The organism is Roseibium sediminicola, from assembly GCF_023156505.1.
Taxonomy (GTDB): Bacteria; Pseudomonadota; Alphaproteobacteria; order Rhizobiales; family Stappiaceae; genus Roseibium; species Roseibium sediminicola.
The window spans coordinates 239,348-261,891 of record NZ_JALNMJ010000006.1; the positions used below are offsets into that span (position 1 = coordinate 239,348).

The following is a 22,544-nucleotide window of genomic DNA, read 5'->3' on the forward strand; positions in this document are numbered from 1 at the left end:
CACCGTCAATGGTGAGGAAACAGTCACGAAAAACCCCGGCTCTTTCGAACCGGGGTTTCTGTACAACCGGATGTTCAAACGGCTTATTTGGCCGCTTCGTACATCTCCAGGACGTAGTCCCAGTTGATCATGTTGTCGATGAAGGCTTCCAGGTATTTCGGACGCGCATTGCGGTAGTCGATGTAATAGGAATGCTCCCACACATCGCAGCCGAGGATCGGCGCTGCGCCATGGACCAGCGGGTTTTCGCCGTTCGGGGTCTTCATGATTTCCAGCTTGCCGTCCTTCACGGCGAGCCAGGCCCAGCCGGAGCCGAACTGGCCGACACCGGCCGCGATGAAGTCGGCGCGGAACTTGTCGTAGCCGCCGAGGTCACTGTCGATGGCGGAAGCGAGAGCGCCCGGCAAGGAGGTGCCGCCACCGTCCTTCTTCATCCACTTCCAGAAATGGATGTGGTTGTAGTGCTGGCCGGCATTGTTGAACAGCGGTGCGTTCTTGCCGTAGCTTTCCTTGACGATCTCTTCCAGGGATTTGCCTTCCAGGCCGCTGCCGGCGAGCAGCTCGTTGCCTTTGGTGACATAGGCCTGGTGGTGCTTGTCATGGTGAAACTCGAGCGTTTCAGCAGACATGTAAGGGGCCAGCGCATCATATGCATACGGCAGGTCAGGCAATTCGAAAGACATGACAAACTCCTTAAGTGGTCGGTGACCGGCGGCGCGGGCGGTACGCCCTGCAAGACCGCGTCGAGCGGCAAAATAGGATCGCAGAGCCATGTGGGCAAGGACGGATCGCGAAAATAAAGAAATTTTTTCTTTTTAAAAACGCACACCGGCTCAAAACCTGGGCTCCGCCACATCAGCGACAGCAAATCCGCCAAGACAGTTCGCGATGCCGCAAAATTGAATCGTGTGACCTGCAGCACTGCCAAATCATTTCGGCGCACATAAAATAATGACCATGAAGAGAGACGATCACCCGAACAATTGGAGAGCAAGATGAACTTCAATAGTACTTACGGTATCGCCGCCATTGTCGCCGTCGGCATAGCGTTCGCCACCACGATGACTTCGGAAAACAATCATATTGTCGAAAGCAAGCTGGGAGACTGTAAAAAGAACCTGGCGGCGCTGTGCATCGATACAACGTCCGGACCTCAGGAAGGCTGCGCCAACGGCGTCGCGGACCAGTGCGGAGCCGACCCCGTCAAGGTCACACCGGCCTAACCGGTTTCTGCCCTCTTTGCGAAAAGCCCTGCGAGACCGCTTGCAGGGCTTTCGCGTTTCTGCGGCGCGAGCGCCGATGCGATCACCCCACAAGGCAACAAATCACCCGCCTATTTCACTAAACCAATTGGTTGACTGTTAGGTTTGATATCGGTAGATTTGTCGAGGCGCCTGCAGCACATCGAAGACCGGATCCCGGTCCCCATACCCGGCGCGCTCAATGCCAGGGGAGGCAAACATGGAATTCGAGACCGTAAGCTGGATTGCCGTCATCACCGGAGCCGTCGCCGCCTTTCTGTTCGGCTGGCTGGTCTATTCACCGCTTCTGTTTTTCAAAGTCTGGGCCGAAGGCTCCGGCGTGGAGGTCGAACCCGGCGGAAAGCCGCCCCTGGGCGCCATGGTCCTTCAGATTATCGGCCTTTTGTGTCTGTCGGCGGTCGTCGGCGTGACGGCTACGATCGAAGCTCTCATCACCGCCCTGCTGGCGATCCTGGCCGCAGCCTGCCTGACCATGTCCAATGGGGCCTTTGCCGGGAAATCGACAGCCGCAATTGCCGTTGACGGCGGCTATATTGTCGGTGCAGGTATCCTGATGATTGTGGCCCAGGCGATTTACTAGAGAACCCGGGTGACGGTTCGGAACGGGCGCGGCGCGAAGCAAATCCGGGCGGAATGCCCGTTTGCCGCCGCGTCTTTCCTTTGAGGCGCGACAACAGCCTATCGGCCATTGAGCCGACATGACAATGCGTACCGCACATGCAAGATTGCGGATCCCGTTTCCGGCACCGTGACCTCGTCGCGGCGGCATCCGTTTCCTGCGCATGAGGACACCATGGCCCCCTCCCCCCGCTCACCGGTCGCGCTTGCGTTTGGCGGATTGTTCGCGCTGGCAGCAGCCATGGGCATCGGGCGCTTTGTCTATACCCCGATCCTGCCTTTCATGGGCGATGCCCTGCGGCTACCCGCGGACGACGCCGGACTGATCGCTTCCGCCAATTTTGTCGGCTATCTGGCCGGAGCCCTGATGGGGGCCTCTCGCTCGCTCCCCGGCAGCCCGCGTTTCTGGTTCCTGGGCGGTCTGATGACCAGCGCGCTGACCAGTGCGGCCATGGCCATGACAACCGCGCTCGCCGCCTTTCTGGCGATCCGGTTCCTGAGCGGCATTGCCAGCGCTTTCGTCCTGGTGTTCTCGACCACGCTGATCCTGGAGCGTCTGGCGGCATCGGGCCGCGCGGGCCTGTCGGCGTTTCATTTTGCCGGGGTCGGCTGCGGCATCGCCTTTTCGGCACTTCTGGTGGCCATTGTTGCCGGCATTTCCGCGGACTGGCGTTTCCTGTGGCTGGCGAGCGCCGCCGGGACGCTTGTCTTTCTCGCCCTGGCGGCCCTGCTGGTTCCCTCCGAAGCACCGGCCGCTGCGACACAGGCCAAGAACGCCGGCGCGGCCGTGCCTGTCTCGCCCTTTTCAAGCGGCAGCCGCATCCGCCTGATCCTGGCCTATGGCCTGTTCGGCTTCGGCTATGTGATCACGGCGACGTTCGTGAATGCGATCGCCCGGACCACACCCGAGCTGCAGCCGACCGAGCCGTTTGTCTGGCTCACCGTCGGTCTCTGCGCGGCGCCCTCCATCTATCTCTGGAACTGGATCGCGGCCCGCCTCGGGGCCCGCAAGGCCTTTGCGCTTGCCTGCGTGCTGGAATCGGCCGGTGTCGCCCTGACGGCAATCACACTGTCACCGGGGCTCTTTCTCCTGGGCGCAGGTCTGCTTGGGGGGACCTTCATGGGCATCACCGCCCTCGGGCTCATGGAAGCCAGGCGGGAGACCTGCGCCGATGGCTCTTCGGCCATCCGGCAGATGCTGGCGGTGCTGACCGCCAGCTTTGGCCTTGGACAGGTGATCGGACCCTGGTTTGCCGGGCAGCTGCACCATGCCACCGGGTCCTTCTCGGCAGCGTCCCTGGCCGCCGCGGCATCGCTTCTGGTCGCGGCAGCTCTGGCCTTTCGCTGAAGCCCGATCAGGCGTGCGAGAAGTCCCAGTAGAGTTCGCGGGCCCGGGCGGCGATCGGGCCGGGCTGCAGGTCGCGGTCCTCGATGCGCTTCACCGGCGTCACCTTGTTGTAGTTGCCGGTGGAGAAGATTTCGTCGGCTTCCAGGAACTCGCCATAATCCATGGTGCGCTCAAAAACGTCATATCCGGCCTTTTTCAGCAGCTGGATGACACGCTGACGGGTGATCCCGTTCAGGAACGTGCCGTTCGGCGCCGGCGTATGTACCTTGCCGTCCTTGGCCATGAAGATATTGGCAGAGGTCAGTTCCGCGACATTGCCGAGCATGTCGCGCACCACCGCGTTGTCGAAGCCCCTGCCCTTGGCTTCCACCATGGCGCGGGCATTGTTGGGGTAAAGGCATCCGGCCTTGGCATTGACAGGCATGCATTCCATGGTGGGGCGGCGATAGGGTGACAGCGTGATGCTCATGGCCGCGTCCTTCGGGGCCATCGGCGCATCGAACAGGCAGAGGCAAAAGCGGGTGCTTTCCGGATCGCCGACAATGACGCCTGGACCATCGCCCTCAACCCAATACATCGGCTTGACATAGATCTGCTGGTTGCTCTTGAACTTCGCGCAGCCTTCCTTGGTGAGTTCGGCCATTTCACCTGCCAGCATGGTCGCCTTCATGCCCAGCGCCGAGGCGCTGTCATTGACCCGTTTGCAATGCAGATCGATGTCGGGCATCACGCCTTCGAAGAAGCGGGCACCGTCAAACACGCTCGAGCCGAGCCAGGACGCGTGGGTGCGCGGCCCCATGATCGGTGGATTGCCCTCATGCCAAGTCCCGTCAATCCAGGTCCAGGTGTCGCTCCATCCGCTCATGTCTCTTCCCTTTTCTCCGCTGCGCTTGTGCAGTTCGTGAGCCGACACAACACCGGCGAACTCCTAAGGTCAATAGCTTACCGCAGAAATCCGGAAACTTGCCGGTTTTCTTCGCACTTCCCATGATTTTTGAGATGAAATCGGTCGCTCTTCGCGATTTGACGAATGCATTCTTCCAATCCGGTTTTCCACTTCCCGCTCCGCTCCGATCACACGCCTGAGCGGCGACGGGCAAATGCGCAATTGACGACCGCCCTGAAATGTTCTCATTATGTTCCAATCAAAAAACGGGAGATCCGACATGGAACAGCGCATATCCATGACCACGCTTGTGGTCGATGACATCGGCGAAGCCAGACGCTTTTTCGAGACAGGCCTTGGTTGGCAGGTCGCCGCTGCGCCGTCTCCGGAAGTGGTGTTCTTTCAGGTAATCGGCGGTGTCCTGGCCCTTTACAGCCGTACAGCCCTTGCCGAGGAAATCGGCCGAGAGGTCTCAGACAACCGCACGGGCGCCGTGACACTGGCCTGGAACGGCCGGTCGGAAGAGGAAGTCGATCAGGTGTTTCAGGAAGCGCTGAAGGCGGGCGCGAAAGCCGTCAAACATCCGGAGAAAGCCTTTTGGGGCGGTTATTCTTCTTATGTGGAGGTGCCGGGCGGACATCTTCTGGAGATTGCCCACAACCCGTTCTGGACCGTCGGGCCGGACGGAGCGGTTTCTTTGCCGCCGCAGCAATAAGCACGGGTTCCCGTGCCTCTGACTTTAGTCGCAGGTCGTTGCGCTTGACGCAGCGAGTTCCAGGCTGTTCTCTTCCTCCGTTTCCGGAAAAAGCTTGGAGAGTCGGAAGATGGCGCATGCCGCTTATGTGTTTGATGCTTACGGCACCTTGTTCGATGTGCATGCGGCCGTGCGCAAACATGCCGAAAAACTTGGGCCCGATGCGCAACGCCTGTCCTCACTCTGGCGGGAAAAGCAGTTGGAATATTCCTGGGTGCGCGCCCTGATGGGCAAATATCTGGACTTCTGGGAACTCACCCAGCAGGGGCTCGACACAGCATTCGCTCTGGTTCCGACCGCAGACAAGGCGATGCGCGACGATCTCCTCAGCGCCTATTGGGAACTCGACTGCTATCCGGAAGTGCCGCAGGTCCTCACAGACCTGAAGGCAACCGGCGCCAAGATCGCCATCCTGTCCAACGGCTCGCCCGCCATGCTGGAGGCCGCCGCCAAGGCTGCCGGCCTGACTGAACTCTTTGACGAGATTTTTTCCGTCGATGAACTGAAGACCTTCAAGACCGACCCGTTGGTCTACGAGATGGTGACGACGCATTTCCGGATCTACCCGGAGGAAGTTTCCTTCCAGTCGTCGAACCGCTGGGACATCGCCGGCGCGACGGCCTTCGGTTTCCGCACGGTCTGGATGAACCGTGCCGGCATGCCCGACGAATATGCGGATCTGGCGCCCAAGGCGGTGCTCGCCGATCTGACAGGACTTGCGGCGCTGAGCTGAATGCAGCCAGATCACCGCACTGAAGCCATCCGCCGTTTCTCCCCCTCATTCGGCGCGGGACGGAACGAAGGATCGGCAACACCCACAAGTGACGCAACGTTACTCAAATGCCAATCTTCAACTTTCGTCTAACAGTCTCTCTGATTATTTCCATTTCAGAAAAGATGTTTTGAGTCTTAGTAAAGGTTGCGGCAAATTGAAACTGTAATATCCTTTCTTCAGTTGGGAGAATAGAAGAGCGGCGATCTTACGTTAAGTCACGCAAAACCCCATTGAAAACAAAAACATAAAACTATTCGCATGGGCACTGCGACGTCAGGAAAGATCAAGGGCTACATCGAAAGCCCTCAACCGGCCACTCGTTTCTCCTAAACTGCTTGGGAGGAAAACATGCAAAAGATGACGACACGGCGCCAGGCTCTGCGGACACTTGCAGGGGCCGGAACGGCCGGTGCTGCCACACTCGCGGCACCGCACATCGCCTCGGCCCAGGGCCAGACCACAACCTGGAAGATCCAGACCTCCTGGCCGGGAGGCGCAGGTCTGCAGATCTTCAAGGACTGGTGCGCGACAATCGAGGAAAAAACTGGAGGCGAGCTGGCCTTCCAGCCGTTCGGCGCCAATGACGTCGTGGGCGATTTCCAGCTCTATGACGCGGTCAAAAACGGTGTTCTGGACGCAGTCAACCCGTTCACGATCTACGCCCAGGGCATCATCCCGGCCGCCACGTTCCTGACCAGCTATCCGCTGGGCCTGCGCAATCCGCATGAATGGGACGTTTTCTATTATTCGCTTGGCGGCCTGGAGATCGCACGCGAGCTTTATGAAGCGCAGGGCATGAAATTCGTCGGCCCCGTGCATCACGGCCCGAACATCATCCACTCGAAGGTGCCGATCCGCTCGATCGACGATTTCCGCGGCCGCAAGATGCGCCTGCCGGGCGGCATGGTCGCTGAAGTCTTCACCGAGATCGGCGCGGAAACCACTGTTCTGCCCGGATCTGAGATCTTCCCTGCCCTTGAAAAAGGTACGATCGACGTTGCCGATTATGTCGGACCGGCGGTCAACTACGCTCTCGGCTTCAGCCAGGTGACCAACTACATCTCCATGGGCCCTCCGGGTTTCATGTCGCTGTACCAGCCGGTCGACCTGATGGACATCACCGTCGGCATGGACGCCTGGAACGCCCTCAGCCCGCAGATGCAGCAATTCGTCGAAATGGAAACCCATGTCTATTCGGACATGCACCATGCGGCGATCCAGAAGGCGGACCAGGAGGCCTGGGCGAAGTTCGAGGCCGACGGCACGGAAATCACCCGCCTCAGCCAGGACGACGTCGAACTGATGACCGAAGTGGCCGTTCCGATCTGGTTCAATTATGCGAACCGGGACAAGGACAGCGCCCGCATCTTCAAGATCCAGCTCGACTACATGATGTCCGGTTCACTCGGCTATGTGACGCCCGAGCAGATCGAAGGTCTGGAACTCGACCTCTGAGCCTTTCACGACGCTCCGAAGAAAGAACCCGCGCAGGTCTCTGCGCGGGTTCTGTCGAACTCGGCTGACACAACTTCCGTAAGGGAAGGACGAGGCATGCCTCACCTGGATTTCACGCTGCCGCACTGGGCCTATTGGCTCGGCCTGATACTGTTTCCGCTCATCGCGGCCAGCCTCGCCAAACGGCCGAAGCCCAAGGAACGCCGCTATACGCTTGGCCTGGGATATTTCATTCTGGTCACCGGTGGCATTCTCGGGCTGCACCGGTTCTACCTGAAGAACCTGATCGGGCTGGTCTATATCCCGGTCTTCATCTGCATTCTCTTCGCAAACGCGCAAAGCCAGGATGCCCGCTCCGTCGTCTCCGACATGGACAATCTGGTGCGGCAGTCCGAACGCACCCTCCAGCGCGAGGGCGAGCGGGTGAAAACCGCGGAAGCCGATTTGCCCGGCCTGAAGCGGAAACTGGCCGAAGCCGAAGCCGAAGCGGAAGAAGGCAGCTTTGCCCTGCGCCGGGCCGAACGCGACGTAAAACGCGCGGAGCAGCGGATCGAACAGGGCCGCGAACGCGTTTCGGAAGCCGAAACGGCGCTCGAAACCGCAAGGCCGGCGGCGACCGACGCCCGGCAAACGCTCACCTTCTGGGGCAATGTCGCCAAATACGCCTTCTGGCTGCTGCTTGCCGGCGTTGTCGTCGATGCCTTTCTCTTGCCTGGCCTGATCCGCCGCGCCAACGCCAACCTGCCGCCGGAACGCGAACTCAGCGAGGCCGAGAAGAAACTGAAGGAACTGGAGGAAGCCGAGCGCAAGGACGACGCCGACCATGTCTCTGCGGGCTGGACCGGTTGGATCGACCGGCTTTCGCTGTTCTGCGGCGAATTCGTCAGCTATTGGGCGGTGATCGCTGTCATTGTCTATTATTTCGAGGTGATGAGCCGCTACGTCTTCGGCAGCCCGACCAACTGGGCGCATGAAGCCATGTATCTGATGTTCGGCATGCAGTACCTGATCGCCGGCTCCTATGCGGCGCTGACGGAATCCCATGTCCGCGTCGATGTCTTCTATGCGCCGCTGTCCAAACGCCGCAGGGCCTTGGTCGACCTGCTGACCTCGGTGTTCTTCTTCATCTTCGCAGGCACGCTGCTGGCAACGTCCTGGATCTTCGCCTTCGACGCCATTGCTGTGCCCTCAGGCAATTCCCTGATTTCGGACTGGGCGCGCGGCCAGATCGGGTTCAGTGAGGTCGTTGCCAGCTGGAACCTGGACCAATGGACCGATCCGAACATCCGCTGGGGCGAGATCAGCTTCAACGAATGGGAAGTGCCGCTCTGGCCGATGAAATGGGTGATGGTACTCGGCGGGCTGCTCCTGGTGCTCCAGGGCATATCGAAATTCGCGCAGGACATCCGCGCACTGACGGGCAGGGCTTGAAGCGATGGGTTTGGAAATCGGAATTGAGTGGCTGACACTCATCATGTTCGGCTCGCTGCTGGTCCTGCTTATGGCCGGCCTGCCGCTGGCCTTCGTCACCGGTGGCCTTGCCTGCGTGTTCCTCTTCGTGCTCGGCGACGAACGGGCGCTTAATATTGTGCCCTCGCGCATATTCCCTTTGATGACCAACTACCAGCTGTCGGCGATCCCGCTGTTCATCTTCATGGCTTCGATGCTGGAACGGGCGGGCATCATCAACGACATGTTCGACGTCATCTACAAGGTGCTCGGCGGGGTCAAGGGCGGCCTTGCGGCGGCGACCATCATCGCCTCCACCGTGCTGGCGGCGATGGTCGGCGTCATTGGCGCGGCCGTCGTCACAATGGGCATCATTGCCCTGCCAGCCATGCTCAAACGCCATTACGATCCAAAGATCGCCATGGGCTCGATCATGGCCGGCGGCACGCTCGGCATTCTGATCCCGCCGTCGATCCTGGCGATCATCTACGCGGTCGTGGCGGAACAGTCAGTCGGCGAGCTTTTCATCGGCGCGGTGATCCCCGGTCTGCTGCTGTCGGGCATGTATGTGCTTTACGTGATCGTCAGCAGCATGATCGATCCGAAAAAAGGGCCGCCTATCCCGATGGAAGAACGCATTCCGATGCGTGAGAAAATCCGGCTCCTGTCCAACATGGCCGCACCCATCGTGCTGATCGTGATCGTGCTCGGCGTGATCTTCACGGGCGTCGCAACCCCGGTGGAGGCCGCAGGCATCGGCACCTTCGGTGCCATCATCGTTGCCGCCATTCACCGCAATCTCGACTGGCAGACCCTGCGCGAAGCCTCGCTCACCACCCTGAAGGCTTCCGCCATGGTGATCTGGATCATGTTCGGTGCGACCATCTTTGTCGGACTTTATGTCCTGGAAGGCGGCCAGCAATTCGTGCAAGGCGCCCTGGAAGCGACCGGCCTCGGCCCCTGGGGCATTCTGATCATCATGCAGGTGGTGCTGGTGGTGCTCGGCATGTTTCTGGATTGGGTCGGCATCCTGCTCTTGTGCGTGCCGATCTTCGTGCCGATCATCAAGGCGCTCGGGGCTGCCTCCTTCGGCCTCGACAGTCCGGATGACCTGGTGTTGTGGTTTGGCGTCCTCTACCTGGTCAACATGCAGATGAGCTTCCTGTCACCGCCCTTCGGCTACGCGCTGTTTTATCTGCGCGGCGTCGCGCCGCCGGAAATCCCGATGACCGACATCTTCAAATCCGCCCTGCCGTTCCTGGCCCTGCAGATCGTCGGACTGGTGCTGTGCATGCTGTTTCCCGGCCTGATCACCTGGCTGCCCAACCTGGTCTATGGCTGACGCCGCAACAAAAAAAGCATCTGCGCCTCGTGGGATAAGACGCAGATGCCTTTGGCTGCCGAACGAACTGGTCCGGCAACACCTCAAAATGACCGTGACAGGCCGATCATGAGACGATGATTGGCCGAGGTCCGATTGACCTTGGAGCCGCCATAGAGCGATGTCTCGTCAAGGATGCCGGTGACCGAATAGTCCGCACGTACATGCCAGTCGTCGCTCACAGCTACTTCGAGACCGCCGCCGAAAACCGGCCCGATGGAGACCGAGTTCTTCTCTTTGCCATTGGCTTTCAAGCTGTGCTCGGTCGCGGCGATGCCGAGGCTGAGATAGGGCATGAAATTGTTGATCGGCAGACCAACGCGGGTCTTGGCATTGACCGTCCATTTCGCGCCGGTCTCCACGATACCGAGCGTCGGGTGTTTACCCTTTTCCCGGCTTCCCAGATAGGCGGCACCGCCCTCGACCCCCAGGACAAAACGCGAGACTTCCCAGTTGTAGCCACCGAACAGACCGAAGGCCGCGTCGACCCGGGAAAAGTCTTTCTTGCGTCCACCCGACTTAACATCGGTCACAGTCTGGGAAACCCCGGTTTCCAAGCCGAGATAGGGACCGGCCCAAAGGGAGTGCGGAGCCGGTGATTGAAAGACCGGCTCCTGATAGGTGTCGAGATCGGCGGCAAAGGCTCCTGACAGAAGCACCAAAAGCACCGCGCACAGAACCAGCGGCTCCAATACCCAGTGACTGCGCAATATGCGCCGGACAATGCCACGGCGCACGCTCCTGCTCAGGCCGCCGGATTGGCCTCGAGCGGGAAAATCATAATTGGCAAAAGAACTTACCATCAGTGAACTCGCTTCATGGATGACGTTTTCACCGCATCACAAACTTGATTTATTATTGTGAAACGATAATTTGCAAAATGATCACAATAATTTTTTTGTCAACCACTTTGTTTCGCGCTTGCAAAAAAAACTGGTTCGGCGTACTCAGCACCCTGGGATCAACTTTTCCAAGATGCGTGAGACAGCCATGAGCAGCCTGGACCTGGACAGAGACCGCAGACTTGACCGGATTCGCCGTCTGGCAGGCGTCATGAAATGGGTCGTTGCCGCTCTTTTTATAGTGCTCGTGCTGACGGGACTCTTCCTGATCGCGGCGCTGATCTGGCCGGAGCCTCTCGGCGCCGGCGGCGAGACCATCGATTTCGGCTTGGTCGAAAGACCGATTGCCGAGCTGCCCCTGCTTCAGCGGCTCGGGCTGGCGGCCCTCACAGGCATCGCCTTCCTGTTGCTGACGGGGACGTTCTGGCATATTCGGCGCATTTTCGCACAGTTTCAGAAAACCGAATTCTTTTCCCCCGCCACGCTTTCGACCGTGTTCGCAATCGGCATCTGGCTGATTGCTTTTGGCGCCTTGGGTGCCGCAAACGATCCGATCTGCTGTTTTCTGGCTTCCCTCGACTTGCCGAAAGATCAAAGGATCATTGAAATGAACATCGACGGCGGCGCGATTTTTTTCACGGTGTTGGGAACTTTGATGCTGCTGTTCGGCTGGATCCTGCGTGAGGCAGCGCTGATCGCCGACGAAAACCGCCAATTTGTATGAAATACGTCTTTAAGAGGCCACGATGACGTCGTCAGAAGCCACCGACAGGGAAGTGCGTTTGAAGCGGATCCGCAGGGTATCGGCCTTTATGAAATGGGTCGTGACCGTTGTTCTTGCGATTATTTTGGTCCTGGGCGTGGTGTTGACCATCGGCATAGCCCTTCCGAACGATCTCTTGATCGCGGCGGACGAAACGCTCGACGTTGCCGACGTCGAACGAAGGCTTGGCGATGTGCCCCATATCCAACGCATCGGCCTTGCGATCTTGACCGCGATTGCCTTTGCACTTTTGACCGCCGCTGGCTGGAAAATCCGCCAGGTGTTCAATGGCTTTCAGAAAATGGAGTTCTTTTCACCAACAACCCTTTCCAACGTTATCTCCTTCGGGGTTTGGTTGATTGCTTTTGCCGTCTTCGACCTCATCAGCGACCCGATCGGTTCTGTCATGCTGACCTACGACTACCCACCGGGAGAGCGTGCAGTGGACCTCACCCTGGATGGCGGCGAGATATTCTTCTTGATTCTGGGCGCCTTGATGCTGCTGTTCGGCTGGATCTTGCGCGAGGCCGCACTCATTGCCGACGAAAACCGGCAATTCATATGACGCAGTAAACCTGGGAGCGGTTGTGGATGACGACACAGGAACAACACCAACAAACGAAACGGCTGAAGCGCATCCGCGGCTGCGCCAGGGCCGTCAAATGGGTCCTGACGTTTGTTGTCGTGGCTCAACTCGTGTTTGGCATTGCCCTTTGTCTGTCCATTCTTCTGCCCGCCTATTCCCTGTTCAATGGTGTCGACAGTATCTCCACCGGCAATATTGAACGGGCCTTCCGAGACATGCCGCTTGTACAGCGGGCACTTCTGGCCTTCCTGGCTGCGATCTCCTTCATACTGCTCACCAGCGCCTTGTGGACCTTGCGCAACCTGTGCGCCCGTTTTCAAAAGGCGGATTTCTTTTCCCCCAGAACACTTAAACAGGTCGCCTTTGCCGGCATCTGGCTGATCTCCTATGCCATATTCGACGTTGCCAGCGACCCGGTCGCCGCACTCATCGCCACAATGGACTTCCCGGAAGCGCAAAGGATTGTTGACGTTACGGTCGATGGCGGTGAAATATCCTGCATGATTCTTGGGGCCCTCATGCTTTTGCTTGGCTGGATCATGCGTGAGGCCGCCCTGCTCGCAGAAGAAAATCGACAAATAATATAGCGACAGCGCGCCGGGGACCTTTCATGCCAATCATTATAGAACTGGATGTCATGCTTGCCCGCCGCAAGATGCGCTCCAAGGAACTGGCGGAGCGTATCGGCATTACCGAGCAGAACGTGTCCCTGCTCAAGTCAGGCAAGGTCAAGGGTGTGCGGTTCGAAACGCTTGAAAAAATCTGTGACGTTCTGGACTGTCAGCCCGGTGACATTCTGATCTATCAGCCGGACGAGCCAGCTGCGGAATAACCGCACCCTTTCGCCGATCGCTAAAATCCGATTCAACTGCGACTTACCGGTTCAAGCCTTGCAAAAGCTTCCTCCGGTATAAGTCCCCTCGGTAATTTCTACACTGGTTGTAATTCGGATCGCTGAGGACCGCACAGTGCATTTACGGGACACGAAACTTGCAAGCCGGACGGCACCGGCGACCCGCGCCAGAACGCGCAGCGGCAAACTCAGGGACATGGCCAAGGACCTGATCAGCCCCTGCACGCTCTATGATCTGGTAAACGGCAACACCGGTATCATTCTGCCCGAAAACGGCCCGGAACTGCCGGACACGTTCTATATCGAGGACGAGGGCGACCTGAGCCTGGGCCTCGCCCATGTGCAGCAGCGCTCACGCCCGCATCTGGAGATCGCGTATCTCGATCCGCCGGTGCCGTTGAGCGTGCTCGCCAAGCGCGCCGCCAACGGCCTCTAGCGCCAATATTTCTTCCGGATTGCGTGCTTACTCCGCCGCTTCCGCGGAACCATAGCCCAGCTGCTCGTTCAGCTTGCCGATCAAGCCGATGGCGGCTTCCGCAATAACGGTTCCGGGCGGGAAGATCGCTGCGGCGCCTGCTGCGTAAAGCGCATCATAATCCTGAGGCGGCACGACCCCGCCGACCACGATCATGATGTCTTCCCGGCCTTCGTCGGCAAGCGCCTTCTTCAGTGCCGGTACCAGCGTCAGGTGGCCTGCGGCCAGCGACGACACACCGACCACATGGACATCGTTTTCCACCGCCTGGCGGGCCGCCTCTTCCGGTGTCTGGAAAAGCGGGCCGATATCGACGTCGAAGCCGAGATCGGCAAAGGCGGAGGCAATCACCTTCTGGCCGCGGTCATGACCGTCCTGGCCCATCTTGGCCACCAGAATGCGCGGCCGGCGGCCGTCATTATCCTCAAAAGTGTCGACCAGCTTCTGCACTCTGTCGATCGTGTCGGCCATGGCACCGGCCTCCCGTTTGTAGACGCCGGCAATCGACTTGATTTCGGCCTTGTGCCGGTCAAAGACCTTTTCCATTGCCAGGGAAATCTCGCCGACCGTGGCCTTGGCGCGCGCCGCCTTGACCGACAGGTCCAGGAGATTGCCGTCACCGGAAGCGGCGCATTGTGTCAGGGCATCCAATGCGGCCTGGGTCTCGGCTTCGTTGCGCTCGGCGCGCAGGCGTTTCAGCTTGTCGATCTGCGCCGCGCGCACCTGGGCATTGTCGACCTTGAGAACGTCGATGGCCTGTTCGCTTTCCGGCTTGAACTTGTTGACTCCGACCACGGTCTGCGCACCGCTGTCGATCCGCGCCTGGGTCTTGGCGGCGGCCTCCTCGATGCGCAATTTCGGAATGCCCTTCTCGATGGCCTTTGCCATGCCGCCGAGCTCTTCGACCTCTCGGATATGGGCCATTGCCTTCTCGGCAAGGTCGGCGGTCAGCTTCTCGACATAATAGGAGCCGCCCCAGGGATCGATCACCTGGGTCGTGCCGCTTTCCTGCTGCAGGAACAGCTGGGTGTTGCGGGCGATCCGGGCGGAGAAATCCGTCGGCAGCGCGAGGGCTTCGTCAAGCGCGTTGGTGTGCAGGGACTGGGTGTGGCCTTGCGTGGCCGCCATCGCCTCGACACAGGTGCGAACAACGTTGTTGAAGACATCCTGCGCCGTCAACGACCAGCCGGAGGTCTGAGAATGGGTCCGGAGTGACAGGGATTTCGGGTTTTTCGGCTGGAAATTCTCTTCCATCAGCGTCGCCCAGATCAGGCGCGCGGCGCGCAACTTGGCGACTTCCATGAAGAAGTTCATGCCGATCGCCCAGAAGAACGACAGCCTGGGAGCGAACTGGTCGATATCCATGCCGGCGGCAACGCCGGCACGCGCATATTCGATGCCGTCGGCGATCGTATAAGCCAGCTCCAGATCCGCGGTCGCCCCGGCTTCCTGCATGTGATAGCCGGAAATCGAGATCGAGTTGAAACGCGGCATGTTCTGGGACGTGTACTTGAAGATGTCCGAGATGATCCGCATGGAAGGCTGCGGCGGGTAGATATAGGTATTGCGGACCATGAACTCCTTCAGAATGTCATTCTGAATGGTGCCCGACAGATCCTTCTGCTGAACGCCCTGTTCTTCCGCAGCGACAATATAGAGCGCGAGAACGGGCAGCACCGCACCGTTCATGGTCATGGAGACGCTCATCTTGTCCAGCGGGATGCCGGAGAAAAGCGTGCGCATGTCATAGATGGAATCGATCGCCACACCGGCCATGCCGACATCGCCGGCCACGCGCGGATGGTCGCTGTCATAGCCCCGGTGCGTCGCCAGGTCGAAGGCGACCGACAGGCCTTTCTGGCCGGCGGCCAGATTGCGCCGGTAAAAGGCGTTGGAATCTTCCGCCGTCGAGAAGCCCGCATATTGGCGCACGGTCCAGGGTTGCTGCACATACATGGTCGGATACGGCCCGCGCAGGAACGGCGGCAGGCCCGGCCAGCTGTCGAGATGCTTCAGCCCTTCAAGATCAGAATTGGCATAGACGGGCGGCACTTCAATGCCTTCCGGTGTCTCCCATCCGGTTTGGTCACCCGCCCCGGCTTCCGTCACGCGGTTGCGAAACGGTTTGTCAGCGAAATTCGGGATCCTGCTCATTGTTGGACCTCCAGATCGGTAAGCTCCGTGCCGTAGACGGCCTCCAGCCGGTCATGCGCGGCGCCAAGCAGCGCCAGCAAATCGCATCCGGCAAAGAGGTAGGCGTCGATCCCGGCTGCGTTCAGTTCGGTTTCCGTGGCGCCGGGCCGGCCGGCGAGGAAAAGCTGGTGGACCCCGGCCACCTTGAGTGCCCCGGCTGCGGCGACCGCCTGCTCCGCATAGACTTCGTCAGAAGACACCAGGCAGGCAAGCACCGCACCGCTGTCGCGATAGGCCTGGACAAGATCCTCAAGTGTATCATAGACGGCCATGCCAACCGGCGTCACGCCGCCAGCGGCAAAAGCATTGGCCGTCCAGGTGGCCCTGGCAGTGAATTGGGCAAGGTTGCCGAGCGTCGCCAGAAACACCTTGGGCGCAATCGCTGTGCTGGTTTCGAAAGCTTCCGCCTTGGCCCTGAGGGCCTCGAACGGTTCCGCCAGACGGGCCGCAGTCAGCGTCTTCAGGGATGTATCGCGCGGCAGCTGATCCAAACGCATGCCGAGATGTTGCAAGGGGCTGCCTTTAAGTGCCAGCTTGCGCAGCGCCGTGAACCGTTCGCCGTTTCCGGGTTCCGGCAGATCCTGCGGCGACGGCGCCAGCCCAGCCAGATCTGTGTCTTTCTGGATCAGCACCGAAACGCTCTTCTCGGAGAGATCCGGAAATTCGCTGACACCGGTGATCGGCCGCTTGCGGCGGGCAATATCGGTTGCGCGCGTGTCCCGGGCAGCGGCAATCCGGTCCTGAACCAGTCCCTTGCGGATGGCATCCATCAGCCCGCCGGCTGCCTCGATCTCCTGGAAGAACGCCCAGGCGCTGCCGCACAATTTGTCCGTGCGGTCCTCGATCGCGCCTGATCCGGCCGCCGGATCGGTGACCTTAGCAAGGTTGCTTTCTTCCAGAAGGATGGACTGGGTGTTGCGCGCAAGGCGGCGCGCGAATCCGTCCGGCAAACCGACGGCGAGCGTATGCGGCAGGACCGAGATGCTGTCTGCGCCGCCGACACCGGCCGCGAACACCGCGACGGTGTTACGCAACAGATTGACCCAGGGATCCCGGCGCGTGAGCATCCGGAAGGAGGTGCTCATATGCAAAGGCATCTTCGTTTGCGGCAGTCCGGCGCCGTCCAGAACGCTGGACCACAAGGCCCGGATCGCACGCGCCTTTGCGATGGTGCCGATCTGATCCGCCTCCGCGATCACGCTGAGAGAAATCCGGTCCGCCCAGGTCTCCGGCGCAAGCACCGTGCCTTCGAGCATGCGCATATGAGCGGTCGCCGAAGCCAGCACCAGGGCCAGTTCCTGCGCCGGTGTCGCACCGCTTTCGTGCCAGATCCGGCCGTCGGCCTTCATCATCCGCACTGGACTGCCAAAGGCATGCGCCGAGACGATGGCGTCCCGGAAGTGCCGGAAGGCGTTCTCCATATCTTTCAGGGCCACTCCGTTGGCGGCGATCCAGCCATAAGGGTCGAACCCGGCCGTCAGACGGACGCTTGCCGGGTCGATCCCGTGCTTTTCCAAATAGGCCAAAAGCAGCGCCAAAACTTCAATGTTTTCCCGTCCCGCCTCGAAGCGCAGATCGATCAGATTGAGCTGAACGCCTTTCAGAAGTGTCTCGAGCCCGGCCAGATCCTCAATCTGGATGCCGTTGCCATAGGCGGCCGCGGCCCCGGAGAAGACCAGATCGAGCCCGCTGGCGCCCCCTTCCAGATCTTCCAGGATCTGTGCGTTTGCCTGGGCCGCGTCGGGAATGTCGATACGCTGCACGACGGACCAGTCCTGCTGCGCCCCGCGCAAGGCGCGGGCGGGTGTGTCCAGGCGGCGCGCATAGAGCGGCGCGATTTCCAGCCCGTCATCTGTGGCACCAAAGAGTTTCTGACGCGGGGCGCCCTTGAGCGCCTTGTCGACGGCCTGCCACCAGGCTTCCTCGTCGGAGGTATAGAAATGATCAGGACCGGTAAAACTGTTGGGCATGTGTGTCTTCTCCCTGGTCCCGTTTTAGTCCTTGGCCGCAAAGGATGGCAACTCATCAGAAAGGGTAAGCAATCCGCTTCAACCGGGCATTTGGACGGCGCGTTTCCTTGCACCGGAAAGAATCAAATTCGCCTATACTTAATTCGGGAGTCGAAAAAATCGCCTATAGCGGAAATTGTGCACCGAAACCGCAACAACCCTCATGATTGAACTTTTAACAAGGCAACTAAATTGGCGTAAAATGACAACTAATTGCCAATTTTTTGGCGGAATAAGCCAACTTTGCCAGTTTTCCCTATTGGTACGATCATCAATTGTATTGTAGCGTATAGGTGCTGACGCATGGGAATTTCTACCCTCATAAGAAATGCGCGGCTATCGGATCCAGCCAAGACCGTCCCGGATTGCGGCAGGATGCGTTTTCACCCATCAGCGGCTGCCCCGGTGTCCATCGGAGCGGACGCAGAAAAGCGGCGACTCAAGCCGCAAAGGATGTGCACAATGCTTGATCAAACGGAATTGAAGAGCAAACTGAGAGCTATCTCAGAAGCCAATGCCGCCCATCATGTTCTCGACATCTTGGAATCCAATCTCCGGCGCATGGGGGCGACGCATATCCTCATAACTGGCCTGCCGATGCCGAACCGCCCGATTGATAATCTGGTGCAACGCTTCCGGTGGCCCGATCAACGCAATGACGGAATTGAAAGCACCTCTCTGTCGGCAAACGACAGTGCCTTGATGCTTGGCCTTGGCTCAAACCGCGCCCGGGTCTGGACCATCAGCGCGGGCGACATGGAACATTCCGACCTTTTGGCCTCCGCCGGTGAAGGCAGCCAGATTGTTGTGGTTCCGGTGACGGAACTCTATCCGTTCCAGGCCTTCGTATTCGCAAGCGGCCCCTCGCTGCAGGTCAACAAATACGACCTGTCGAACCTCGAAGTGCTGTCGGCTGCGGCGTTCTCGCGTCTCAGGGAACTCGGCGTCATCTCCGGTCAGCGTCCGGGCGCTCTGTCGACCCGCGAACGCAGAGTCCTGGAACTGACGGCCTATGGCAAGACCGCTGGCGAAATCGCCGATGTGCTCGACATCTCGCAGCGGACGGTGCATGCGCATTTGCAAAATGCCAGTGTTAAGTTGAACGCTTCCAACAAGACCCACACGGTTGTTGAAGCGCTTCGTTACGGCCAGATCAGCGTTTAACACTGGCGCAAGCAAAGCTGATTGAATTCAGGGGCTAATAAAAGGCGCGCTCAACGGCGCGCCTTTTCTTGTTTATCCAATTGGAATGCCGGTGACCTCAATAGGTCATCATCGGCGGCAGATCCTTGGCTTGGTCGACCCATTTGGTAACCTGGCTCTCGCTCGGCACCTGTCGCACGAGTTTCTTGTCCTCGTTCACTTCGGCCATTTTCGCCGCCAGATTGGCCGCGTTGCGGTGCTTGAGTTCCTTGACGGTGTCGACACCGGCCGCTTCCAGGAGTTCGGAATATTCCTCGCCGACGCCGCTGATCCGCATCAGGTCGGCCATGTTGGCCCATTTCAGGATCCGCTTGCCTTCGATGCCGGTTTCCTCTTCCAGCGCCTTGCGGCCCTTCGGATCCTTGGCACGTTCCAGATAGGCCTCGGTCGTCTTGATGCCCAGCTCACCGAGCTTGGCCGCATAGGTCGGACCGATGCCCTCGATTTCATCGATGGAATAAGACATCCGCACAGAACTCCCTCAATCAATCCGAAGCCGACCCTGGGGCAGTCAGACGATTTGGCTCAACCCCGGAATTTGTGAAACCACTTCATTCACAACGTCATCCCCTGCTTTTTCCTTAGCATAGGAAATGAGTTCCTTGGCAACACTTTGCACACCGCCCATGTCGAGACCGATGCCATTCAGCTCGCTCAAGGCCGCCATGGCGCCCATCTGGCCGCCCATCATGGCGCCCAGACCACCAAGAAGACCGCCGCCGCCGCCATTGGCCTGACGCTCGGCCACCAGTTCCTGCGCACCGGGCAAAGCGTCGAAAATGAGCTGCATCTTGTCTTCCGGACCTTCCTTGTTCAGAAAACCGAGAATGATGCCGATGGCGCTTTTCGCAGTGTCTTCTTCAATGCCCGCTGCTGCCATGATCCGCTTGATGAGCTCTTCCATGGAGTTCTCCTGAATTATCCCCTTGGCGCCTGGTTCCCCTGCGCCCGTCCGGCTCTTCTATACAAGTCCCAAAGCGGTCCCGTCGATGGTGAATTGGCGCGGTGCATGACATTGCCGCAGGCGCCCCTGCGTCATCACGGCAAATTTCACGCGCCTGTATCGCGTCCCGCGCAACTGAACAGTTCTATCTAGTCGTGAAACGCTCTAGGCTGCCGGCAGGTGTTTGGATTCGGGGGAAAACGTGACGGCGACAGACAGTATCTTCATCGGTGCCAGCACCAGGGACGAAACCCTGGCCCTCAAGCTTGCCAACCGCCACGGGCTGATCGCCGGCGCGACCGGCACCGGCAAGACCGTATCGCTGCAAATCCTGGCGGAAGGGTTCTCAAAAGCCGGCGTGCCGGTCTTCTGCGCCGATGTCAAAGGCGATTTGTCCGGGCTTGCCGCCGAGGGTGTCTCCAAGGATTTTCTGGAAAAGCGCGCCAGGGAAGTCGGCCTCGAAAAGACCTATACCTACGAAGCCGTTCCGGCAGTGTTCTGGGATCTCCTGGGCGAACAGGGCCACCCGATCCGCACGACGGTGTCGGAAATTGGCCCGCTCCTGCTGGCGCGCCTTCTGGAACTGAACGATACCCAGGAAGGCGTTTTGAACGTGTTGTTCGAACTGGCCGACGACGAAGGCCTGCTGCTCTTGGATCTGAAAGATCTCAGAGCGATGCTTGCCCATGTCGCCGAGCGCGCCTCCGAGCTTTCGACCATCTACGGCAATGTCTCCAAGGCCTCTGTCGGTGCCATCCAGCGCCGTCTTCTGGTTCTGGAACGCCAGGGCGGCGAGAATTTCTTCGGCGAACCGGCTCTCGATATCCGCGACTTCATCCGCACCGCCCCGGACGGCCGCGGCGTCGTCAACATCCTGGCCGCCGACAAGCTGATGACCTCGCCGCGGCTTTACGGTGTGTTCCTGCTCTGGCTGCTGTCGGAACTCTTCGAGGAACTGCCTGAAGTCGGCGACCCGGACAAACCGCGCCTGGTGTTCTTCTTCGACGAGGCTCATCTGCTCTTTTCCGATGCTCCCAAGGCGTTGATCGAAAAGGTGGAACAGGTGGTGCGTCTGATCCGTTCAAAGGGTGTCGGCGTCTATTTCGTCACCCAGAACCCGCTCGACGTGCCCGAAACCGTGCTCGCCCAGCTCGGCAACCGCATCCAGCATGCCCTGAGGGCCTTCACCCCGCGCGACCAGAAAGCCGTCCGCGCCGCCGCCGAGACCTTCCGGCCCAATCCGGATCTCAACACCGAACGGATCATTACCGAACTTGGCGTCGGCGAAGCACTTGTGTCTACCCTTGAAGGCAAAGGCATTCCCTCGATCGTCGAACGAACGCTGATCCGCCCGCCTTCTTCCCGTCTCGGACCGGTAACGCAGGCCGAGCGGAGGAGCATGATCCAGACCAGTCCCGTCTTCGGAATTTACGACCGCACCAAAGACCGCGTTTCCGCCTACGAAGTGCTTGCCGGCCGCGCGGAAGAAACACAGCGCCAGGAACAGAAACGGCGGGACAAGGAAGACAATTACGCCAAGAAACATGGCGAGCCACGCCGGTCCCGCTCCGGATTCCAGCTTCCCGACTTCGGCCGGGACGACCGGCCACGCCAGGACAGCCGAAAACGGCGCAGCAACCGGCAGAGCCAGCGGGACACGGTGCTGGAAGCCGGTCTCAAATCGGCTGCCAGAAGCCTTGGCAGCTCGCTTGGACGGGCGCTGGTCCGGGGCCTGCTCGGATCGCTGAAACGCGGCAATTGAGCCTGACCATGAGCGGAGACAAGGCACAGCACCTGACCGTTGAACGCAGAGCGCTCACGGTCGGGAAATGGGCAAATCTGTTCATGGCCTTTGCCGGCCTGCTGACCGCTTGGCTTTCCCGCTCCGACGCCATGCTTGTCGACGGGCTCTATTCGGCCGTCAATTTCGTGTCCGCCATCGCCGCCGCGAAAATCGGAGCCAGGGTCGGCCTGCCGCCAACGCGCGCGCGTCCCTGGGGGCATGATTTCGACGAGGTGCTCTACGTCACCTTCCGCAGCCTTATCCTGATCGGGGTGCTGGTGTTTGCGGCCGTCGTTTCCGGAATGAAGATCTGGACGTTTTTCTCCGGCGGCAGCGTGCCGGAACTGGTGTTCGGACCGATTGCTGTCTATGCGGTGGTGATCGTCTCCATCTGCCTCGCGCTCGCCTTCAATTTTCACCGGGCCTATCGCAAGACCGGCAAGCGCAGCGCGATCCTCAAGACGGAAGCCCGCGCAGCACTGATTGACGGTGCGCTCAGCGTCGGCTCCGGTGCGGCCCTCCTGTCCCTGCCCTTTCTGGAAGGAACGGTTCTCGGCCCCTATGTGCCGATCGGCGACGCGGTGATCGTACTGGTCCTGATCCTGGCCATCATCTGGCAGCCTCTCGCCACCTTCCGCACCACGCTTGCCGATCTTGCCGGCGTCAGTGCCCCGAGCGGCACCCATGCCAAGGTCGCCCGTGCCACCCGGGATCTCGCCAGGGACAAGGGCTACAGATTTCATCGCGCCGCCGTTCTCCAGGCCGGGCGCATGCACTGGGTTGTTGTGTATCTGGATCCGGACCGGCCGATCGCGGCCGCCGACGTGGACGCATTTCGCGATCTCCTGGCCGCGCGGCTGGAAGATCTGATCGGCGCGACCCGCGCGGAAATCGTCGTGACGGCGAGTGACGGCCTCAAACCCGCGGGCAGGACAGGCTGACCAGTTCGATTTTCCCTTGGGTAAC

23 protein-coding genes are annotated in these 22,544 nt (G+C 59.9%); 16 read left to right on the forward strand and 7 right to left on the reverse strand.

Annotation, left to right across the window (positions count from 1 at the left end; translation table 11 throughout):
• Window positions 1-83 precede the first annotated feature (83 nt).
• A complete protein-coding gene (locus tag M0H32_RS11425) occupies window positions 84-683 on the reverse strand; it encodes a superoxide dismutase (RefSeq protein WP_248153982.1) in 600 nt (199 codons plus the stop codon).
• A 312-nt stretch (window positions 684-995) separates the two neighbouring features.
• Between M0H32_RS11425 and M0H32_RS11430 the strand changes: the two genes are divergently transcribed.
• The 3 genes from M0H32_RS11430 to M0H32_RS11440 all read left to right on the forward strand — a co-directional run bounded on the left by M0H32_RS11430 (window position 996) and on the right by M0H32_RS11440 (window position 3,228).
• Window positions 996-1,223 carry a hypothetical protein gene (locus M0H32_RS11430; RefSeq protein ID WP_248153984.1) on the forward strand — a complete coding sequence of 76 codons (228 nt, stop codon included), beginning with the start codon at window positions 996-998 and terminating at the stop codon, window positions 1,221-1,223.
• Between the two features lie 238 nt (window positions 1,224-1,461).
• A complete protein-coding gene (locus tag M0H32_RS11435; protein ID WP_248153986.1) occupies window positions 1,462-1,842 on the forward strand; it encodes a DUF1761 family protein in 381 nt (126 codons plus the stop codon).
• A gap of 213 nt (window positions 1,843-2,055) precedes the next feature.
• Window positions 2,056-3,228: a YbfB/YjiJ family MFS transporter gene (locus tag M0H32_RS11440; RefSeq protein ID WP_248153988.1), complete on the forward strand. Its 1,173-nt coding sequence runs from the start codon at window positions 2,056-2,058 to the stop codon at window positions 3,226-3,228.
• 7 nt (window positions 3,229-3,235) lie between these two features.
• Here the strand turns inward: M0H32_RS11440 and M0H32_RS11445 are convergent, their stop codons facing one another.
• Window positions 3,236-4,093, reverse strand: a complete 858-nt coding sequence (locus M0H32_RS11445) for a branched-chain amino acid aminotransferase (RefSeq protein WP_248153990.1) — start codon at window positions 4,091-4,093, stop codon at window positions 3,236-3,238.
• A 301-nt stretch (window positions 4,094-4,394) separates the two neighbouring features.
• Between M0H32_RS11445 and M0H32_RS11450 the strand changes: the two genes are divergently transcribed.
• The 5 genes from M0H32_RS11450 to M0H32_RS11470 all read left to right on the forward strand — a co-directional run bounded on the left by M0H32_RS11450 (window position 4,395) and on the right by M0H32_RS11470 (window position 9,889).
• Entirely contained in the window at window positions 4,395-4,829 is a 435-nt protein-coding gene (locus M0H32_RS11450; protein ID WP_248153992.1) for a VOC family protein, read from the forward strand.
• 109 nt (window positions 4,830-4,938) lie between these two features.
• The gene (locus M0H32_RS11455; RefSeq protein WP_248153994.1) at window positions 4,939-5,601 is read left to right on the forward strand and encodes a haloacid dehalogenase type II; all 663 of its coding nucleotides are present in this window, start codon (window positions 4,939-4,941) and stop codon (window positions 5,599-5,601) included.
• A gap of 390 nt (window positions 5,602-5,991) precedes the next feature.
• A complete protein-coding gene (dctP, locus tag M0H32_RS11460; protein ID WP_248153996.1) occupies window positions 5,992-7,098 on the forward strand; it encodes a TRAP transporter substrate-binding protein DctP in 1,107 nt (368 codons plus the stop codon).
• Between the two features lie 96 nt (window positions 7,099-7,194).
• Window positions 7,195-8,529 carry a TRAP transporter small permease subunit gene (locus tag M0H32_RS11465; RefSeq protein ID WP_248153998.1) on the forward strand — a complete coding sequence of 445 codons (1,335 nt, stop codon included), beginning with the start codon at window positions 7,195-7,197 and terminating at the stop codon, window positions 8,527-8,529.
• 4 nt (window positions 8,530-8,533) lie between these two features.
• Window positions 8,534-9,889, forward strand: coding sequence for a TRAP transporter large permease (locus M0H32_RS11470; protein ID WP_248154000.1), 1,356 nt, complete (start codon window positions 8,534-8,536; stop codon window positions 9,887-9,889).
• A gap of 83 nt (window positions 9,890-9,972) precedes the next feature.
• On the opposite strand, the gene M0H32_RS11475 is transcribed toward M0H32_RS11470, so the two are convergent.
• A complete protein-coding gene (locus tag M0H32_RS11475) occupies window positions 9,973-10,665 on the reverse strand; it encodes an outer membrane protein (protein WP_248154002.1) in 693 nt (230 codons plus the stop codon).
• 136 nt (window positions 10,666-10,801) lie between these two features.
• Between M0H32_RS11475 and M0H32_RS11480 the strand changes: the two genes are divergently transcribed.
• The 5 genes from M0H32_RS11480 (at window position 10,802) to M0H32_RS11500 (ending at window position 13,408) form a co-directional block, all read left to right on the forward strand.
• Complete coding sequence (locus M0H32_RS11480; RefSeq protein ID WP_248154004.1) at window positions 10,802-11,494, forward strand: DUF2975 domain-containing protein; 693 nt, start codon at window positions 10,802-10,804, stop codon at window positions 11,492-11,494.
• Between the two features lie 22 nt (window positions 11,495-11,516).
• Window positions 11,517-12,098: a DUF2975 domain-containing protein gene (locus M0H32_RS11485; protein ID WP_248154006.1), complete on the forward strand. Its 582-nt coding sequence runs from the start codon at window positions 11,517-11,519 to the stop codon at window positions 12,096-12,098.
• A 26-nt stretch (window positions 12,099-12,124) separates the two neighbouring features.
• Window positions 12,125-12,706 (forward strand): DUF2975 domain-containing protein, encoded by a 582-nt coding sequence (locus tag M0H32_RS11490; RefSeq protein ID WP_248154007.1) that lies wholly within the window; start codon window positions 12,125-12,127, stop codon window positions 12,704-12,706.
• Window positions 12,707-12,729: 23 nt separating this feature from the next.
• Window positions 12,730-12,951, forward strand: a complete 222-nt coding sequence (locus M0H32_RS11495) for a helix-turn-helix domain-containing protein (RefSeq protein WP_248154009.1) — start codon at window positions 12,730-12,732, stop codon at window positions 12,949-12,951.
• 136 nt (window positions 12,952-13,087) lie between these two features.
• Window positions 13,088-13,408: a hypothetical protein gene (locus M0H32_RS11500; protein ID WP_248154010.1), complete on the forward strand. Its 321-nt coding sequence runs from the start codon at window positions 13,088-13,090 to the stop codon at window positions 13,406-13,408.
• A 27-nt stretch (window positions 13,409-13,435) separates the two neighbouring features.
• Here the strand turns inward: M0H32_RS11500 and scpA are convergent, their stop codons facing one another.
• Both scpA and M0H32_RS11510 read right to left on the reverse strand, forming a co-directional pair.
• The gene (scpA, locus tag M0H32_RS11505) at window positions 13,436-15,601 is read right to left on the reverse strand and encodes a methylmalonyl-CoA mutase (RefSeq protein WP_248154012.1); all 2,166 of its coding nucleotides are present in this window, start codon (window positions 15,599-15,601) and stop codon (window positions 13,436-13,438) included.
• A complete protein-coding gene (locus M0H32_RS11510; RefSeq protein ID WP_248154013.1) occupies window positions 15,598-17,610 on the reverse strand; it encodes a methylmalonyl-CoA mutase subunit beta in 2,013 nt (670 codons plus the stop codon). Before M0H32_RS11510 ends, scpA begins: the two co-directional genes overlap by 4 nt.
• Before the next feature lie 501 nt (window positions 17,611-18,111).
• On the opposite strand from M0H32_RS11510, the gene M0H32_RS11515 reads away from it, so the two are divergent.
• On the forward strand, window positions 18,112-18,813 hold the full coding sequence (locus tag M0H32_RS11515; protein ID WP_248154015.1) for a helix-turn-helix domain-containing protein: 702 nt from the start codon (window positions 18,112-18,114) through the stop codon (window positions 18,811-18,813).
• Between the two features lie 97 nt (window positions 18,814-18,910).
• On the opposite strand, the gene M0H32_RS11520 is transcribed toward M0H32_RS11515, so the two are convergent.
• Both M0H32_RS11520 and M0H32_RS11525 read right to left on the reverse strand, forming a co-directional pair.
• Window positions 18,911-19,318, reverse strand: coding sequence for a DUF4332 domain-containing protein (locus M0H32_RS11520; protein ID WP_248154016.1), 408 nt, complete (start codon window positions 19,316-19,318; stop codon window positions 18,911-18,913).
• 45 nt (window positions 19,319-19,363) lie between these two features.
• Window positions 19,364-19,756 carry a DUF2267 domain-containing protein gene (locus M0H32_RS11525; RefSeq protein ID WP_248154018.1) on the reverse strand — a complete coding sequence of 131 codons (393 nt, stop codon included), beginning with the start codon at window positions 19,754-19,756 and terminating at the stop codon, window positions 19,364-19,366.
• Between the two features lie 241 nt (window positions 19,757-19,997).
• Here M0H32_RS11525 and M0H32_RS11530 point away from each other — a divergent pair, with 241 nt between their 5' ends.
• Together M0H32_RS11530 and M0H32_RS11535 are read left to right on the forward strand one after the other, a co-directional pair.
• Window positions 19,998-21,557 (forward strand): helicase HerA-like domain-containing protein, encoded by a 1,560-nt coding sequence (locus M0H32_RS11530; protein WP_248154020.1) that lies wholly within the window; start codon window positions 19,998-20,000, stop codon window positions 21,555-21,557.
• An 8-nt stretch (window positions 21,558-21,565) separates the two neighbouring features.
• A complete protein-coding gene (locus M0H32_RS11535) occupies window positions 21,566-22,519 on the forward strand; it encodes a cation transporter (protein ID WP_248154021.1) in 954 nt (317 codons plus the stop codon).
• Window positions 22,520-22,544 lie beyond the last annotated feature (25 nt).